This window comes from Vibrio sp. SNU_ST1 (assembly GCF_030563405.1).
Taxonomy (GTDB): Bacteria; Pseudomonadota; Gammaproteobacteria; order Enterobacterales; family Vibrionaceae; genus Vibrio.
On record NZ_CP130749.1, the window covers coordinates 750,378 to 767,122 of the forward strand.

The 16,745-nt window shown below is 40.5% G+C and carries 16 protein-coding genes and 1 pseudogene; 12 read left to right on the forward strand and 5 right to left on the reverse strand.

Annotated elements, in window-relative coordinates; translation table 11 throughout:
• Nucleotides 1-220: 220 nt before the first annotated feature.
• From vxrA to Q5H80_RS17780, 5 genes are read left to right on the forward strand one after another with little or no spacing between them, the layout of a single operon-like run.
• On the forward strand, nucleotides 221-1,693 hold the full coding sequence (gene vxrA / locus Q5H80_RS17760; protein ID WP_017101861.1) for a sensor histidine kinase VxrA: 1,473 nt from the start codon (nucleotides 221-223) through the stop codon (nucleotides 1,691-1,693).
• Nucleotides 1,668-2,327 (forward strand): response regulator transcription factor VxrB, encoded by a 660-nt coding sequence (gene vxrB / locus Q5H80_RS17765; protein ID WP_009845363.1) that lies wholly within the window; start codon nucleotides 1,668-1,670, stop codon nucleotides 2,325-2,327. Before vxrA ends, vxrB begins: the two co-directional genes overlap by 26 nt.
• Nucleotides 2,327-3,205 carry a DUF2861 family protein gene (locus Q5H80_RS17770; RefSeq protein ID WP_304570715.1) on the forward strand — a complete coding sequence of 293 codons (879 nt, stop codon included), beginning with the start codon at nucleotides 2,327-2,329 and terminating at the stop codon, nucleotides 3,203-3,205. The genes vxrB and Q5H80_RS17770 overlap by 1 nt, the downstream gene beginning before the upstream one ends.
• Before the next feature lie 59 nt (nucleotides 3,206-3,264).
• The gene (locus Q5H80_RS17775) at nucleotides 3,265-4,419 is read left to right on the forward strand and encodes a conjugal transfer protein TraF (RefSeq protein WP_304570716.1); all 1,155 of its coding nucleotides are present in this window, start codon (nucleotides 3,265-3,267) and stop codon (nucleotides 4,417-4,419) included.
• A 41-nt stretch (nucleotides 4,420-4,460) separates the two neighbouring features.
• Nucleotides 4,461-4,613 (forward strand): YoaH family protein, encoded by a 153-nt coding sequence (locus Q5H80_RS17780; protein ID WP_004731009.1) that lies wholly within the window; start codon nucleotides 4,461-4,463, stop codon nucleotides 4,611-4,613.
• Nucleotides 4,614-5,321: 708 nt separating this feature from the next.
• On the opposite strand, the gene Q5H80_RS17785 is transcribed toward Q5H80_RS17780, so the two are convergent.
• Nucleotides 5,322-6,599: a GGDEF domain-containing protein gene (locus Q5H80_RS17785; protein WP_304570717.1), complete on the reverse strand. Its 1,278-nt coding sequence runs from the start codon at nucleotides 6,597-6,599 to the stop codon at nucleotides 5,322-5,324.
• Nucleotides 6,600-7,006: 407 nt separating this feature from the next.
• On the opposite strand from Q5H80_RS17785, the pseudogene Q5H80_RS17790 reads away from it, so the two are divergent.
• The 6 genes and pseudogenes from Q5H80_RS17790 to Q5H80_RS17815 form a co-directional block, all read left to right on the forward strand.
• A pseudogene (locus tag Q5H80_RS17790) lies at nucleotides 7,007-7,198 on the forward strand (hypothetical protein); the annotation flags it as partial.
• Entirely contained in the window at nucleotides 7,195-7,353 is a 159-nt protein-coding gene (locus Q5H80_RS17795) for a hypothetical protein (protein WP_155494328.1), read from the forward strand. The pseudogene Q5H80_RS17790 and the gene Q5H80_RS17795, both read left to right, overlap by 4 nt.
• Nucleotides 7,354-7,870: 517 nt before the next feature.
• On the forward strand, nucleotides 7,871-8,056 hold the full coding sequence (locus tag Q5H80_RS17800) for a hypothetical protein (RefSeq protein ID WP_304570719.1): 186 nt from the start codon (nucleotides 7,871-7,873) through the stop codon (nucleotides 8,054-8,056).
• Between the two features lie 473 nt (nucleotides 8,057-8,529).
• Nucleotides 8,530-8,802 carry a hypothetical protein gene (locus Q5H80_RS17805; protein ID WP_304570720.1) on the forward strand — a complete coding sequence of 91 codons (273 nt, stop codon included), beginning with the start codon at nucleotides 8,530-8,532 and terminating at the stop codon, nucleotides 8,800-8,802.
• A gap of 236 nt (nucleotides 8,803-9,038) precedes the next feature.
• Nucleotides 9,039-10,748, forward strand: coding sequence for an ATP-dependent endonuclease (locus tag Q5H80_RS17810; protein ID WP_304570721.1), 1,710 nt, complete (start codon nucleotides 9,039-9,041; stop codon nucleotides 10,746-10,748).
• Nucleotides 10,749-10,756: 8 nt separating this feature from the next.
• Nucleotides 10,757-12,364, forward strand: coding sequence for a UvrD-helicase domain-containing protein (locus Q5H80_RS17815; RefSeq protein ID WP_304570722.1), 1,608 nt, complete (start codon nucleotides 10,757-10,759; stop codon nucleotides 12,362-12,364).
• A 171-nt stretch (nucleotides 12,365-12,535) separates the two neighbouring features.
• Here the strand turns inward: Q5H80_RS17815 and Q5H80_RS17820 are convergent, their stop codons facing one another.
• The 4 genes from Q5H80_RS17820 to Q5H80_RS17835 form a co-directional block, all read right to left on the reverse strand.
• The gene (locus Q5H80_RS17820; protein ID WP_304570723.1) at nucleotides 12,536-12,958 is read right to left on the reverse strand and encodes a phage protein; all 423 of its coding nucleotides are present in this window, start codon (nucleotides 12,956-12,958) and stop codon (nucleotides 12,536-12,538) included.
• 323 nt (nucleotides 12,959-13,281) lie between these two features.
• Nucleotides 13,282-14,628, reverse strand: coding sequence for an ISNCY family transposase (locus Q5H80_RS17825; RefSeq protein ID WP_304570774.1), 1,347 nt, complete (start codon nucleotides 14,626-14,628; stop codon nucleotides 13,282-13,284).
• 302 nt (nucleotides 14,629-14,930) lie between these two features.
• The gene (yciH, locus tag Q5H80_RS17830) at nucleotides 14,931-15,242 is read right to left on the reverse strand and encodes a stress response translation initiation inhibitor YciH (protein WP_304570724.1); all 312 of its coding nucleotides are present in this window, start codon (nucleotides 15,240-15,242) and stop codon (nucleotides 14,931-14,933) included.
• Between the two features lie 4 nt (nucleotides 15,243-15,246).
• Nucleotides 15,247-15,618 (reverse strand): DUF3319 domain-containing protein, encoded by a 372-nt coding sequence (locus Q5H80_RS17835; RefSeq protein ID WP_304570725.1) that lies wholly within the window; start codon nucleotides 15,616-15,618, stop codon nucleotides 15,247-15,249.
• 100 nt (nucleotides 15,619-15,718) lie between these two features.
• Here Q5H80_RS17835 and Q5H80_RS17840 point away from each other — a divergent pair, with 100 nt between their 5' ends.
• The gene (locus Q5H80_RS17840; protein WP_304570726.1) at nucleotides 15,719-16,687 is read left to right on the forward strand and encodes a tyrosine-type recombinase/integrase; all 969 of its coding nucleotides are present in this window, start codon (nucleotides 15,719-15,721) and stop codon (nucleotides 16,685-16,687) included.
• Nucleotides 16,688-16,745: the final 58 nt, after the last annotated feature.

A 16,745-nucleotide genomic window follows, 5' to 3' on the forward strand; every position in this document is an offset into this window, starting at 1 on the left:
AAGCAACAATCTATGACACACAAGTAATAAGCACAGTCCGATAAACGGACGTAAAACTCATTCGAATGAAGTTATGACTACTCAAACGATTAGCGAGTACAGCTGTGCAACATAGCCCTAATATGATCGAATTTGTCGCTATAACTCGTCATTAGCACGGTTTTTCATGCGGTTATAAATTTATCTTTGATAACGAATGGTATATATTTGATTGATCTATCTGAATTTGCGTTGGTTTGTGATCATCAAAAGAACATTTACTCTGCTTATCGCTACATTATCAGTTTCAGTGAACGCGTTTGCTGACTCTTTACCTGAGCGTATCGATAACTTCACTAAACTTTTTGATCATGAAATGGCAATTGAATCTTATGATATTCGACTGCTTCAGGCTGATTACCCGACTCGCTTGATCATGCCGTCTTCTATGCTGCCGCAAACTGCTGAATACCCACTAAAAGACATCCAACGCTTATACCGATTATCAAAAACATGCAGCGGAAAGTTGCCTTTAAGCCCTCTAATAACAGAGCCTTTGGTCTTTACTCGTGCAATGTGTAAAGGAACTAAACTTTCTGATCGTTGGTTTACTCGAAGTGGTTTGATTCATCCCGGTGGCGGTTCATATGCCGCACGCTACGTTGAGTTATACCCAGAGAAATTTGACTCGTTGAAGCGCTACATGCACATTCAAGAGCGACCGAACACTGAACACGACGAACTACTGTCTCGTCTACAGAAGATGGACAACGAAGCCATAACAGCTTTGCTAGCGGGTGCGAGTATGTTTGTTGAGCTTGATGAAATGTGGGTCAAGCGCGGTGATAGATATTACCTGTATAAAGAATCAGTTTGGAACGAAAACGCTACGCTCGCGGGTTTAGCTTTTAGTTTGTCCTCAGAAGGCAACAGCTGTTTTGTCCAACGCGGCAATGTATGTTGGGAAATAGAAGATCATTCAGAACTTCTGCAGATCGCCATGTTTATTTTGGTGATTGCCAATATCCTACTCGTGTTGGGGTGGGCGGTTTACCGTTGGAACAGTAAAAAACAAGAGATGAAGAGCCGCATGCTGGTTCTTCAAATTCTAACGCATGAATTAAGAACACCGATTGCGAGTTTGTCATTGACGGTTGAAGGGTTTAGGCGAGAGTTCGAACACTTGCCAGAATCGGTATATGATGAATTTCGTAGGTTGTGTGAAGATACACGCCGTTTAAGGCAGTTGGCAGAAGCAAGTAAAGACTATTTGCAATCAGACAACCAACCGCTTGCAACAGAGTGGGTGCCAAGTGTTGAAGAGTGGCTTCAATACAAAGTTGAAGAAGACTTTGCTCCGGGCATTGAACTTCGCGTAAACAAAGATATTGCTGCAAAAGTAAACGTATATTGGTTAGGAACGTGTATCGATAACCTGATCAGAAATGCCGTGAAATACGGTGTTGCCCCAGTGATACTAGAACTGAATACTTCTGACAAGAAGCTGACATTCAAAGTTATAGATAATGGAGACTTGTCTCGTAAAGATTGGGGGCAACTAAGAAAGCCATTCGTAAGTAAGAGTGGACTCGGTTTAGGTCTGACGATAGTAGAATCTATGGTCGGAAAAATGGGCGGTCACATGACGCTTATCGGCCCCCCAACAACATTTATTTTGGAGATACCTTGTGAAACAGACATTGCTTCTCGTTGAAGACGATAAAAATTTAGCTGACGGTTTATTAGTTAGCCTTGAGCAAGCTGGATATGAATGTTTACATGCCGAGCTGATCTCTGAAGTTGAAGGCTATTGGGAACAAGCGGATCTTGTGATCCTAGACCGTCAACTTCCTGATGGTGACTCAGTAGATTCACTTCCCGGTTGGAAGAAAAAGAAAGACATCCCAGTTATTTTGCTAACGGCTCTCGTAACAGTAAAAGATAAAGTAGCCGGCCTAGACTCAGGTGCGAACGACTACCTAACGAAACCATTTGCAGAAGCCGAACTGTTTGCTCGAATTCGTGCACAGCTACGCCTACCTGATGCTGAAGATCAAGATGCATCAAAAGTGATGGCTCAAAACCTTGTAATTGACAAAGCAACACGTGAAGTGTTTTTTAATGAATTGGAAGTTACGTTAACGCGTACGGAATTTGATTTACTATTATTCTTGGCAAGTAATCTTGGTCGAGTGTTTACTCGTGATGAGCTACTAGACCACGTTTGGGGTTACAACCACTTCCCAACAACTCGTACTGTAGATACGCACGTTCTGCAACTAAGACAGAAGTTGCCAGGTTTAGAAATTGAAACCTTACGTGGCGTTGGCTACAAGATGAAAGCGTAATGAAAAAAGCCTTACTTCCACTACTCATTTTATCAAGCGTCATCAATACTGCACACGCAGCCGATTGGTTTAAGGACAGTGATGCACTGACACAAGTGCACAAGCACCTGCTAGATAACGATTTAGCATTGATGTTTGATTCACTAGTGGAAGTTTGGCAAATCAACGCTTCGCAATCTCGCGAAGATCATCTCAATCAACTGTTCGAGCAAGCATTGAACAAAGATTGTGGTAAAACGCTCACCAAAAACACTTTACCGGACTGGATAAGTTCGGTCGTCGTGAAAAGACACATTATTCAAAGCCCAGGCAGGGAAACATTCCGTGTAGCGATTGATGTTGAATCGGAAAGCAACATCCAAGATATCACCTTTGAGAAGTGGGTCGACAAGGTCGTTTCGTCTGATAGTGAGTTCACCAAAGGTAACCCTGTAATCAATAACACTTCAGTGAGTGTATACAGCAAACGTTATAGCTTAGCGTCTCAACTTGATTCAGGACTTTATCGCCTGACTGTAAAAGGAAACAGCGGTAATTCCTGGAGCACTTGGATCATTCTTGGTGAAGTGGTTATGCGTCAACAAGTTCGTTGGGCATCTAAAGACTCTTGGTTGATCGATAAAAAAGCACTGCTGAACCCATACTGCCCCTTACCAAAGCTAGACGTAGGTTTGTACGATTATGTCGATGAACGATATAAGCAGGTGTGGGGTAAAAGTTATGAATCCGACTATCCGACCAATTTAACGGGTGAAGAACTGCCCAATGATCGTTATGTTTTAGCCGTTTCGATGGTACATTCGCGCTGGCAAGGTGACATAGCGATAGAGCAAGCACAAACTATCAGTAAAACTTATGATATTTCTAGCGAAGAGTAGCTAAAGTAATTTAGAATTGAGCCGTTAATAATGTAAGGGATCTAACAAAGATAAACGGCATGAAAAATACAACTAAACTACTCGCAGCATCAATTGCATTCGCCAGTCTTCCTCTTTCAGCAGCAAACTACGCCATTGAAGCGCGTGGTGATGCGATGGGTGGTGTTGGTGTTGTTTCAGCAAACTTCCTAACAGCTCCATTCTATAACCCAGCACTTGTTGCTATTTATCGTCGTAACGATGATATGGGTATGATCACGCCAAGTTTTGGTGGTAGTTATAATGACCCCCAAGACATGAAATCAAATATTGATTACGCTCTGGCAGCAACAACGACCGAAGATTTAGACGCAGCTCTTAAAAAACTCGATGGTAACCAAGCAAATATTGAACTTGGTGGTGTTGTCGCATTCGCTATTCCAAATCAATTTTTAGCGGCAAACCTTTTCGGTAAAGCCTATACAGAATCGTTCGCTACACCAAATGTTTACGGTGAAACAGCAGCGACAGATGCCGATAAACTTGAGTTGTCGACGGTAGAAGCCGTTGCTATTGGTGTTACCGAAGTTGGTTTGACTCTGGGTAAATACCAGACTTTTATGGGGCAGCATATTTCATTTGGTATTACGCCTAAACTTCAGCGTATTTATACATATAATTATGTAGGTTCGGTGAAGAGTTACGACCTGTCTGATGCAAAAGATGATGGCCAAGGTGACACTTCATTTAATATGGACGCGGGTGTGCTTTGGTTCACTGGTCCATTTAGAATAGGTGTTTCTGCAGTTAATTTGGTGTCTAGAGGTATCGTTACCAAAGATAACTCTCAAACGCTAAAAAGTACAACTACAAGTGCCACTCATAAAGTTGGTGGTCAATACACTTACAAACTTGAGCCTGTTTATACCGTAGGTGCTGGTATCGTAGCGGACTACTTCACGCTTAGTGTCGACTATGACTTAAATGAAACCGAGAAGTTTACTTCGTTCAAAGATAACGAACAGATGATTCGCGTTGGCACAGAAATCGATGTTCTACGTCAGCTTCAGCTAAGGGCAGGGTACTACAAGAACTTGGCGTACTCTGGTTCAGACGGCACAGTCACTGCCGGTATTGGTTTGTCGCCACTCAATTTGTTCCAGTTAGATTTAAGTGCTAACTACACAAATGAAAATGCAATGGGTGCTTCAATCAATTTCCTTGCTAGTTACTAACAGTCCTTATATAGTTCTGCTCCTAAATAAAGGAGCAGACTATGCTAAACGACTTACCAACCCTTTCTCACGAAGAACAACAGAAAGCTGTTGAACGAATTCAAGAAATGATGACCCAGGGCATCAGCACAGCACAAGCTATCAAAATCGTTGCTGAGCAAATTCGTGAAGAAATGAGTAATAAAGAAGAGTAGGGCATCAGCCCTTCTTTTTTAACACCTTAGTGCACTATAACTAAATGTATTACCCTCTAGTATCTTATCTCGTACATACCAATCCTTGAGCTAACCTGATTCCTCAGTCTTTACGAAACCATTAAGCTTAATTTATTCAATAGGTTACGTTGGAGTAATCGACTTTCCGGGCTTTCTTTGGTTTCTACTTGTAATTAAATTACAGTAGATTCTGAAAGTAAAACAGTTGTTATTTTTGGTGTCAGCATTTGTGTCACTGCGTCTAAGTGGTTAAATATGTGACGTTTTTTAAGGCTAGTGACGTTGTGACTTCTATTTCTAGTGGATACAAGTGCATGAATGTTCGAAACCAGGTGAATGAGGTTTCATTCAAGAAAAGAACAAAAAAGTAACCAAGTTATCTTTCGTGACAATGACTTGAATGATTTGCCAGCGCTTCTTCCAAGCTTATTTGGCAAACAATGTTCGATTCGCAATAAGGTTTGGGACAGCACGTGAAGGAAAGATATGCGTGGAGAGCGGCGTTAGCATGGGGTTGGGATACAGGTCATAACAGGCATGCAGTTATGACCTGTACTTAGTTAATAAAATGGTTCTATAGCAAGTCTGGATGTTCGTAGAGTTGGATTAGCGTGAGAAAGCGCAGAGAATCAAATAGATGATTGGTATGGCGTGAGTAGCGATCCAGAAGAGCTAAGGGCGTGAAGTTTAACAAGTAATGACTTGGTTTCGTCCGTTGTCTTTCGCTTGGTAGAGTGCCTTGTCTGCACGTTTAATTGCAGAACGTATCGATTCATGTTGCTTAAGCTGTGTTACTCCAGTCGAAGTCGTTACTTTAAGCGCTTTAGGCCAAACTCTTTGGTCAATTGCTAGGTATAGATTATTGATAGCTTCGTTACACTGTAGCGCAGTTTGTTCCAGGCAAACTAAAAGGAACTCCTCACCACCCCAGCGATAAAGTAAATATTGCTCACCAAGACTCTCGTTAGCCGTTGCGACAAACTGAATAAGTACTTTGTCACCCACTTCATGGCCATGTTGATCATTGATTTGCTTAAAATGGTCTAAATCAAACAAAGCGATGTGAATGGTTTTTCCTTGCTGAGCTAACCATTCAAAATCATAGAAAGCATCTAAAGCTTCAGTTCTGTTCCTACAGCCGGTCAACGGATCGGTTGTAGCCTTTATCTTTAGCTCTTCAATTTCTTGAGTCAACAAACGTTGTTGCTGTGCGGCATCTGTTCTTGTTCTTCTGGCTAGATATAACGCACAAGATATATAGTAAATCGCATACAGCACCCATAAACTAATTAAGAGTTTTCCTAGTACAAACTTGTCCATCGTCTTGCCGTGAAAAACGATGCTTTGTACTGTTAGTTTATGGTGCCCATCAAGTGTGCTAGCACCAAGCCCTAACTCAACCGACACTGCGTTGGTAATGTCTACGGCGCTATTAGTAATAGGGTGGTTGTAATAGTCGATCCACCATAAAGGGACATTGAAATAATCTAAGTCGATGTGTTTTCTATCGGGTAACGAGAAATCTAAACGATTGAACTTATTAGACATAGCGTCACCTTGAACGCTGTAATTCTCGTCGTAATTTCGAATGTAAAAGCGAAACCTTGGCTGTTCTTGGCCTTCGTAATCCATATTGATGGTCACTGAGTCATACACTGAGAGATCCAGACCTTTACCTTCCGTAGAGATAACGAACTCAATCTCACAGAATGGCGAGCTATAGGTACGCTTAAAGTCACACTGTAACTCAATGGTGTCTTCTGACTTATACAGCACCCCTTTGGTGCCACCATTATGTTCTTGGTCAGTGTTAACGAGTGTAGGGAATCTGTCTGGAGTGATAACGTAGTTTTGATCCATGATCATATGGTAAGAGATAAGCGACAGTAGAGTGGCAGCCAGGCAAAAAACCGAAAGGAATATATTGATTTGCCTGAATACGTTGTCGCTCAAAATGTTAATCATCCATACATGTAACTTTGTGGTTATGCGTGATGTCACCGCAAACAGAGATTCTATCGAGCATTCACATTCGTACCCAATAGTTAAAATTGAATTGAAGATTATACAGAAAAGTTAACGATTAAACTGATTTTTAGAACAAATCCTGTACGCATGGCGTTGGTTTTGAATGCTATTCGTGCGATAAGTGCGATTTTTACGGGGGTAATAATTTAACTGTATATTTATACAGTTAAATTTGAAGTGGCTCGGTTTGTGTAATCAGAGCTGTGTGTGCGAGTTTTATGGCTTGCTGTGATAACGAGGCACGAGGCCACTGTTTACTGTTCATCAATTAAAGTGGAGGGTAATTATGTTGCAGTGTCACTTTTTGGAGCTCGTTTTATCGAAACACTCTGTTGTTTATGAGAGCGTTCGTACCACTCATTTTGTCTTTCATTCCCAATTACGCACCCTATGTTGAGCAAGGCTTTAACGCGTTGCAGAACATTCCAAATCCTTACTGGTTTGTAGTCGGTGCTGTTGTGGTCGATACGCTGGGCATGCGCGCCATGGTGCGATACCTACTTGAATACTTCGCGTCTCGATGGAAAACGAAGTGATGGCGTTTCTTGATGCGTTAATCATTGCACTTATTACAGGTGGAGTCTCAAGCCTTGGCACGATTGCGGCTCTGAAAACGGACATCAATTGGATCAAGCGAGTGCAACAAGACCAAGAGCAACGGATACGAAAACTGGAGGATCCCAATGGCTAAGAAAAGTTAATTATCAATAAATTAGAGAGCTGATTTTTGTAACAGCCCTCTAAGATGCTTTATTCAGGTTTCTTTTTTTGAAAGCAACTAGGCGTGGATGTATAACCACAATCATTACACTTTAGATCTCCTGACTGAGCATGCGCTGCGTCTCCGCCTAATTGGAAGGCGTTTGGAAAGGCTTCGTGCCACTTTTCTTTGCTGATACTAGTAGACTCACATTTTGGACATTGCTTCATTACAGCCTCACTTGGATTGATTGTCATGGTTAGTGTGCGGTATGGTATTCCATAAACAAAAGATAAGCAATAGAGTGCATCTGAAATACTCTAGAGAGACTCTCGATACGTGGCATCTAGTTAGCACCACGTGTTTAACTAGGCGATGGTGACAACCTTTTGTAACAAAGGTTAGCTCTTGACTTTGTCTAAGTAGTTGAAATTAATTAATGAAATTACTCTCATAGTGTAATAGAATAGCCTCACTGTTCTTATTTACAGTAACTTTGGAGTTAAAAATGATCACAGAAAAACTTGAATATACTTTAAAAGCCGTTGTTGCAGGCGCTGGTGCAGGTGTTGCAGCTACTGGTGGGTTATCATTTATCCCAGCTTTTTCAGTAACACTCCCTGTAGTCGCTTTTTTCGCTACATTTTCTGCTGCTGCGTTATCTCTATATACTTATTCAAAAGCACGAGGTTAAGCACTCGTGCTCGATAATTTTACCTTTCTGTTAAATCCTCAAAATACTACAGAGCTTGTAAGGTTTTACTTTGTTTGGATTGTAGTTCTATTTATTGTCCACTTAATTTGGGATAAATGTAGCTCTAGATCCTCAAGTGATAGTTGGAAAAATATTAAAGATAAAGTATCTGAGCTGTACTCCGCTGCGACCGTATCTAGTTCGGTTCTTCTCGGTGTGATACTTGCCTCTGGTTTCAAAAATCACCCGTTATTTAGTTCAGACTCAATCCTCATACCTCTTATCTTATCAGTTTTTACTGGCGTGATTGTCGGCTTTACTGGTTTGGTTCCAAAGAAATCAACTCAACAAAATGTACAAAACGCATAAAACCTTAAGTTTGGTATTTATAGTTTCGAGTTACACTGGCTAATCACAACCTCTCATTCTTTTATCATATTTTTGCTATCTATAAGGTTGAGTAATATTACCTTATGGATACGAAAAATACTCTTCTAACACTGATTCAACATTCACGTTCAAACTGTGACGCTTCTTTATGCGAATTACTCGCGTTGATACAAGACGCCGTCATTCAAAGCAAAGAAGACGATATTGATTGGTATATCACAAATGATATATCAGAAAGTGATGTGCTTCTTCTCATCGTAATGAACGATATTGACTTGTCTATAAACTTCCACGAGTTAGTGCTATTTAAAGCCGTGCAGTATATTTTTGATTGTGCTGTTTTACAGTATAGCTAAGATGAAACCCTATACTTTTCCTAGTTACTTCTAGAGTTATAGCCATCATATAAAAGACTGATATATATCAATTTTCACGCCACTAGTTAGGTAATTATTAACCAGTCTATGACATTCGGTGTATATTGTTTGAGAGGGTGATTTGAGGCTAGATGATTAGAAATCCGCGTCGTTTTAAGTCTTCATTATTAATCTTCAAGAAGTAAGACCTTTCAAACTTATAGGCATAAAAATAAATGATTATTGATAAAGTAAAACTAAAGGGTTTTCGTAACTTCGCTGATGCAGAGGTTAACTTTAATGGAAATTCCCTGATCATGGGAGCAAACGATGTAGGTAAAACTAATTTGATATTCGCGTTACGTTTGTTACTTGATAAGTCTTTATCTGAAAGGGACCTTGAACCACTTTCAACAGATTTCCACGTTAACGCTTCTGGTTCTCAAGTCGAAAATTATGAAATTGTGATATTTTTCAAAGATATAGTTAAGGATTCAGCTCGCTCAATACTAAAGGGATATGTATCTGAGTCTGATTCTACGGTGTTTTGTTTAAATGCCAATATCATGGGTGAATATCAAGTGTCTTTAGGGCCGGACTTAGAACACTTGGAAGTAGTGCAATCAAGATTCTACCTTAAGTACATTAACTTGAAGTATGTTCAATCGCGTCGAGATCTAAAGAAGTTTATAGATTTAGAGAAAAAGCACTTGTTAAAAATAGCTAAAGATGAACGTTCTGAAATGGAATCACAGAGCGATGCAGATCAAACTGCATTGATATCCAAAAGCTTGGCTACGGTTAATCAACAGATTAAACAATTAAACTACGTGAAAAGCTCAACTTCTTTGGTAAATGCGGAACTAAAATCGCTATCTCATATAAATGACCAATACTCAGTAAGGTTGGATACGGGGTCAATTCAAGTCGACCAATTTATCGACAACTTACAGTTAGGTGCAGAAAAAAATGGCTCAGCACTAGCATTGGGTGGGGATGGTCGAAATAATCAAATTTTGTTGGCGTTGTGGAAAGCAAAAAGTGAAAGAGAATTCGATCCGAATCACCATGTTACTTTTTATTGTGTAGAAGAACCAGAAGCACACCTTCATCCGCATCAACAACGTCGATTAGCAACCTATTTGAATGAATCGTTATCAGGGCAAGTATTCATCACCAGCCACTCACCACAAATTGTAGAAAAATTTCAGCCGAGTTCAATAGTCCGACTATTAACAAAAGCAGGGCATACTATTGCAGCATCAGATGGTTGCTCAAACTGTATCGATACTGCATGGGATGAACTTGGTTACAGAATGAGTATTTTGCCTGCAGAGGCTTTTTTCTCTTCTTGTGTTTTTCTAGTCGAAGGTCCATCTGAAGAGCTTTTTTACCATGAGCTAGCTAAAGCCATAGGGATTAAGTTAGATTTTTACAACATTTCAATTTTATCTGTGGATGGAGTTCAATTTCGAGTTTATGCAAATATCCTTGAAGCTTTAGAGATCCCTTACGTAATACGCACCGATAATGATGTATCAAAAGTTCCTCGTAAGGAAGAAAAGCGCCTCGCTGGAATAATCCGCTGTACGGAGATCGCAAAAGTTAAAGGGCTAGATTGTTTTCCAGTAGCGCCAGTGACTATGAATGCCACACCGGAAAGTATTGTAGAGACAGGGATATGGTCAAACTACAGCTCTAAATACAACCCGTTAGGCCTGTACTTAGCTAAAGTAGATCTTGAAACCGATTTATACGATGAATTACCAACTCAAATGAAAGAGTTTTCTGATAAACAGGATAAAAATGAAGTAATAGAATACCTGAAATCTAAAAAAGCAATTAACATGAGGAAGTTTATTAAAAGTTATCAGTCTGATTTCGCTGGTTTGAGTAGCGGATTGCTAGCACAGCCTTTGTTACAAGCAATTCAGTTTGCTAAGTAGGTATGCACATGAAGTTTGATTATACAGATGAACAGTTACAAGCTATCAATACACAGGGGAATCTTGTGATTACTGCTTGTCCTGGTAGTGGTAAAACGACCGTTCTTGTAAAAAAAATAGAAGATGAAATGGCAGACCTTCAGTCTTACCAAGGAGTGATTGGTATAACATTTACAAATAAGGCGAGCAGTGAACTAAAAACAAAAATAAAAAAACTAGGGCTATTTATCAATTCAAGCTTTATAGGAACTATAGATCAGTTTTGTTTGAGTGAAATTATATACCCATTTGCAAAAAATATTTTTGGTAAAGGGCCTAGTAAAATTGAATGCGCTAAGTTTAGTGAACTTCCGAATGATCTTTTGAAAGAATTAGAAGATGAATTTGGGGAGGTCGATGATGTAGTAATTCAAAAATCATTCCCAAATATAACTAAGTTTTTATACTTAAAAGGCTTTGTTGTCCTATCGATGACTAGTCAATTAGCGAGTTTTATTATCTCAAATTCTAGTGCTTGTCAAAATTATATTCGCTCGAAATACAAAACGATTTACATTGACGAATATCAGGACTCTTCGGGTAGCCAACATTGTTTGTTTAAAGATGTAATTAGACTTGGCCTTAAAGGCGTTGTAGTGGGGGATATAAATCAATCTATATATAAATGGCGAGACGGAGACCCTAAGCATTTAATTGAACTAGCTAGTAGAACAGATTTTACTCACCTTTCAGTACAGCAAAATCATAGGTGTCATCCGTCGATAACTAATTATGCGAATCGACTTTTAGATGCTAACGCTGAATTGCAAGTTTCTGATAAAAAAAGAGTTTACCATTGCAGCTTTCAAGGGACACAAGTTAATGCGCTAGATAGAATAGCTGATGTCATAGCGAAAATCATGGATCTATACACAGAACTTAAATACTCGGATATGGCTATTTTGGTTCGGAATAATGCTACTCTTGATCTTTGTTCGAGCCATTTTTCACTGCCATCTATTATATACAAAGACAACCCATTAAAGTCTTCTAACCAGGAAAGCCAAAAGATATTTGATGACTTGCTAAAGTTTAAATTTTTTGAAGACTACACCGCTACAGATATTATTGATAAGTATATTAAAAAGATATATAAAAATGAGAAGTCAAAACTAATAGAGGTAATAAAACAAATAAGAGTTCTTTCTATTAAGGAACTCGAATCCTATATTCCTAAAGCTGCTTCACTTATATCAGGGTTAGAGGTTACCACGAAAGATGTAGATTTATTATTAACGGTAATGAATGATAAGGATATTATAAACAGCTATTCAAACCCCGATTCTATTAACATTATGACTATTCATAAGTCTAAAGGATTAGAGTTCCAAACAGTTTTTGTCATGGATCTTTACAAGTATATCTTTCCCAAATACAACTTTGACACTTGGGAGGTTGATGATTATGAACAAGAATTGAACTTGTTTTATGTTGCTGTGACTCGCGCTATTAAACACTGCTTTTTAGTTACGTCTGATAACCGATTAAATTCATCACTCCAGCAAAAAGTAGGAACGGATTCGGAGTTTTTGGCGTTGGATGGGACGCAAAATCTATATCAAAACTATCGAAAATAATAACGTAAGCATCTTGGTTCTACTTGATGTGCTCGGTCTCTTTACTTTGTTTGTTGATAAAAGAGTAGGGAATTGCAAGTAGAGAGACCGACCTTAGTAAAGCGAATAACATTGTTATGGACATTATTGTTTTAATATTTTACTAAGTGGCAGATCAATTTAAGACTCGGATTATTTAAACTTAGTCGGCACCCAAGGTTTCGCTGGCATACGGCGACCGCCACGAAATGGTAAAGGATGCTCTTTAGGTGGGTAGAACTTTGGGGAATCAATTCGACCGTGACGTTCGACGAGCTGACGATGTTCGTCGCGCCAATACGCAAAACTGAGCAATTCTTTCGGATTAAACTCGCGTCGTTCAGGCGTGATCAAGGTGGCACGGTCAAAGTGAACCCTAAATCCATTCCAACGATGGTCTAAAGGCAAGTAACCGCGAGCGTGGATGTTTATCAATTTTTCGGCCATCGGGTTCACAGGGACTTCACCTGAGAGCCAACGTTGGACCGTGATCGGTTGAACGTGAAAAAAGGCCGCGGCGTCGTGGATACCATCAAAGTGATGATGCACGAGATCCGCAAAGTGTGGCGTGAGCATGTGATCTCCTTCAAAAATTAAGACAAGCGCGCAAAGTTTTTTTCCTCCTCATAAAGTGTGTTTGTAGTAGAAAGTCTCTGGAAACGGCGACACGTCAGCGTAAAAATCAGAGACACGAAAACCAAGTATAGCCAACAATATTGGACTCAACATGCATAAACGTGCAGCTAAAATCCATAAAACCAACGACATTAAGGACTTAATCCGGCACCGTGTGCAAAATCTGCAAAGACTAAGGTGCTGAAACCTCTCAGATTTTAACCTCCTTTTGTCAATCCCATTTTAAAATGTCCTTATTTGTCCCCAATAGAAATGTCCCCTTGTTAAGTCTTTCGACTGGAAGCTTTGAAGGGTTCGGTGAGGACGGGGTTGATGGCTCGAGGCGTGGTTTGTAAGGCTCTTTGTTGTGCACGGCGCTTGGGGGCTTTCTTGCTGCGGGTTCGTTGCTGTTGTTGTTCGAATTCTTCTTGTTGTTGCTGAGCAAATTTTAAAACTTGGCCGAGGCGTTTGTTGTCGACGATTTGGGTTTGTTGAACGTGCTCGAGTTTGTCGAAGGTTTTGAATTCGAGTTTTCGATGCCCGTATTGGATGGCGATTTCACCGTTTGGGTAGTCGAGTACCTTCACAGTTTCGTGCGTTAATCGGCTGTTTTCTTCGGTGGGTTCAATGAGATAAATTACTTTATCGTATTGAAATGTCAGTGATTTTGAGAGCTTGCGGCTTTCTTGCCAACTGAAAATATCGTCGAGTTCTTGCTTGGACTCTCGAACCGGACGATGCATGTCTTTTGGGTATTGAGCGGGCTTAGCAAAGCGATGGTTAAAATCGGCGATGAAGTAGGGAAGCCAGGCGTTGGCTTGTTCGATGGTGTCGATACCTTGTAAGCGCATCTCTTTAACCAGTCGGTCTTGCAACGTGAGATTGGCTCGCTCAACACGGCCTTTGGCTTGGGAGCTGTTGGCACAAATGAGTTCTATCGCCAACTCTTTCAGCACGCGCCCGTATAGGGTTTGGCCAACTTGTTTGTGTTTCTCCTGATTCACTCTAAATATGGAGTGTTTGTCGCTGTAAAATGCGATGGGTTTACCGTGCTCATTGAGGTATTCACGCGTCGCCAACATGTAGTCAAATGCGGATTCCGTCTCGCTGAATCTTAGGTTCATCAAGCGGCCAGTCGCATCGTCAATGAACATCAATAGGCAGCATTTGTCGCTGCGGCCTTCAAACCAGTCATGATGGGAGCCGTCAATTTGGATAAGTTCACCCAAGCAATCACGACGGTAACGAGGCTGATAGACCCGAGGTTTTCGTTGCGCATGTGGAAGCCACAGTCCGTCAGCGATCATCCATTGACGGAGTGTTTCTTTAGAGACTGATAGATTGTGCAGTTCAGTCAGTTTTTCCAGAGCGAACGTTGGTGAGAAGTCAGAGTAATGCTCACGAATAAGCTTCAGTATTTCAATTCTGAAATGTCCTGAGTAGCGTCGATTACTTGGGCGGCCACGCGCTGCGTGTGTAAGACTTTGCGCGCCAAGAGAGACAAGTTTGTTCACCAAACGTCGGATATGACGCGCAGACAGATTCAAAATGACAGCAGCGTCAACTTGGCGTAGTCGTTTTTCACGTACGTCAGTCAGAACCTTGAATCGATGAATATCTTTTTCACTCATAGTAATAAGCATCCGGATAACTCCTAAGCAGACCAATATAGGTAAGCTTAGGAGGACATTTTAAAATGGCTCAAACCGGACATTACTAAATTGCTCTAACAGCCTTAGTGCGTATTATGTACGTTATGTTAAATTGGTTTCGGTGTTTATAAGGCAGGTATCTTTATGTGATGCCCTGCCTTTATTTCGTATCTGTACTCTCTGAATTCTACTGTGTATTTAACCATAGTGGCTATTTACCATAAAATACCTAATAACCAGTGATAATAATCTTCGATTTTACCCCTGGCATTAGTTAGAGCTTAACCGCCAGCAAATTTAACTTTGTAGCCTTTCTTTTCAAGATGCGCTTTGAGCTTGTCACGAGCGTCACCTTGAATCTCGATGTTGCCATCTTTTACTGAGCCGCCACAGCCACATACTTTTTTCAGTTCCGCAGCCATGAGTTTTAATGCTGCGTCATCTAGGTCTAAGCCTGTTACGATAGAAACGCCTTTGCCTTTACGGCCTTTTGTTTCTTTTTGGATTCGAACAATACCATCGCCTTTAGGGCGCTGGATTTTCTCTTCTTCAGGTTTAATACGACCTGTTTCAGTTGAATATACTAGGCTCATAATTTTACTTCTTTTGCTGTGCTGCTTTTTGTTTTGCGAGTAAGAAAGCCTCTATATGACGCTGGATTGCAATTTTGCCGCCTTTAATTAGGCGCCCGTTAAACATGCAATACCAAGCGTTGGGCTCACCGGTATCATTTTTAATCTGGTAACCATGGAAGTTTTCAGTTAAGCCGCCACCAGACGCTCTCGACTTGTTTAACGCTGTGAATTCTTTCGGGTCAATAAGGGTCGCAGTATCAATCCACCAATCAATACTCTTTTTCACAGCAGGTAAATTGCCTTGAATAATGTTGTTTTTTAGCTTGGCACGCCAAACGGTGTTGTTTGCATCCGCTGATTGTAGAGGAACGCCTCGGTAAACTGAATTTGCCATATCCATTGATCATCGTTTTGTTTTCATTACGTTAATCATAAGTATACTTCTAATGATATCAAGCATAATATGGCAAAAACACCTGTTGAGGTACGGTAATTTGAGAAAAAAAGTCCCTATTTTATCGGACTCTGTGATAATTAATTCATTTGTTGAAAAATTGAACAGCCACGCGACAATTGAAATTATAGATGAGTTAACAGGATATCAGTACTCTCGAAACTCCTTGTTGGGTATCTACAGTGATTGGAATCGCTACCATGCGTTCTGTACTAAAAATCGTATCAACACACTCCCTGCATCCATTACTGCTGTTCGGCGCTTTCTTGAGACTGAGTCCAGTGAAAGAAAATTTGCGTCTTTGAAACGTTACACTGCAACACTTAGTTTGTTACATACTGTGTTGAGCTTTGCTAACCCAATCAAGCATAGGCAAGTTCGCTTTACCCTGCTCCACTTACAAGCCAGGATGGCGGGTGATGCGAAGCAAACCAATGCCATGACATCCGCACACCTCACGGAGTTAAACACGTTACTTTCTCATGAGAAATCGAGCTTAAAAGAGATCAGAGATATCGCGATTTATAATGTGATGTTCGAGTGTGCTTTAAAGCGATCAGAACTAAAGGCATTGTCGATGGATAATGTGAAGAGCGTTGAGAATGATTACCAGATTACAATAAAAGATTCAGTGTATAGGCTATCGCGAGTAGCAAGCGCCGCACTTGAGCGTTGGTTTTCGTTTACTGGAACACAAGACGAGTTGCCTGTATTTCGTGCGATAGATAAACATGAAAATATCAGTCTGCAACCTTTAAATGATTCGTCGATTTACAGAATATTGAGAAGAGCAAGTGACTTACTTCAATTGGCTGACAACCACCATTTCTCCGGGAACTCTATTCGTGTAGGTGCCGCACAAGAACTGTCGAAACAAGGCCTTAAGGTGAGAGAAATCCAAGATTTTGGTCGTTGGCTCAGCCCTGCAATGCCTGCGCAATATGTGGGTTATTCGGGTACCTCTGAGAGTGAGAAGATGAAATTTAAAGCACTAATCCCTTGGCAATGAGCTGATGGCTTTGTTAAGAGGCGGCTTGGTCAATCAAACAACTGACTTTAAAACGAAA

What these genes read in the sequence shown, in the direction of transcription:
- Q5H80_RS17770 (WP_304570715.1), top strand. Translation starts at nt 2,327, where the DNA reads ATGAAAAAAGCCTTACTTCCACTACTCATTTTATCAAGCGTCATCAAT.
- Q5H80_RS17775 (WP_304570716.1), top strand. Translation starts at nt 3,265, where the DNA reads ATGAAAAATACAACTAAACTACTCGCAGCATCAATTGCATTCGCCAGT.
- Q5H80_RS17780 (WP_004731009.1), top strand. Translation starts at nt 4,461, where the DNA reads ATGCTAAACGACTTACCAACCCTTTCTCACGAAGAACAACAGAAAGCT.
- Q5H80_RS17785 (WP_304570717.1), bottom strand. Translation starts at nt 6,599, where the DNA reads ATGATTAACATTTTGAGCGACAACGTATTCAGGCAAATCAATATATTC.
- Q5H80_RS17800 (WP_304570719.1), top strand. Translation starts at nt 7,871, where the DNA reads ATGATCACAGAAAAACTTGAATATACTTTAAAAGCCGTTGTTGCAGGC.
- Q5H80_RS17805 (WP_304570720.1), top strand. Translation starts at nt 8,530, where the DNA reads ATGGATACGAAAAATACTCTTCTAACACTGATTCAACATTCACGTTCA.
- Q5H80_RS17810 (WP_304570721.1), top strand. Translation starts at nt 9,039, where the DNA reads ATGATTATTGATAAAGTAAAACTAAAGGGTTTTCGTAACTTCGCTGAT.
- Q5H80_RS17815 (WP_304570722.1), top strand. Translation starts at nt 10,757, where the DNA reads ATGAAGTTTGATTATACAGATGAACAGTTACAAGCTATCAATACACAG.
- Q5H80_RS17820 (WP_304570723.1), bottom strand. Translation starts at nt 12,958, where the DNA reads ATGCTCACGCCACACTTTGCGGATCTCGTGCATCATCACTTTGATGGT.
- Q5H80_RS17825 (WP_304570774.1), bottom strand. Translation starts at nt 14,628, where the DNA reads ATGAGTGAAAAAGATATTCATCGATTCAAGGTTCTGACTGACGTACGT.
- yciH (WP_304570724.1), bottom strand. Translation starts at nt 15,242, where the DNA reads ATGAGCCTAGTATATTCAACTGAAACAGGTCGTATTAAACCTGAAGAA.
- Q5H80_RS17835 (WP_304570725.1), bottom strand. Translation starts at nt 15,618, where the DNA reads ATGGCAAATTCAGTTTACCGAGGCGTTCCTCTACAATCAGCGGATGCA.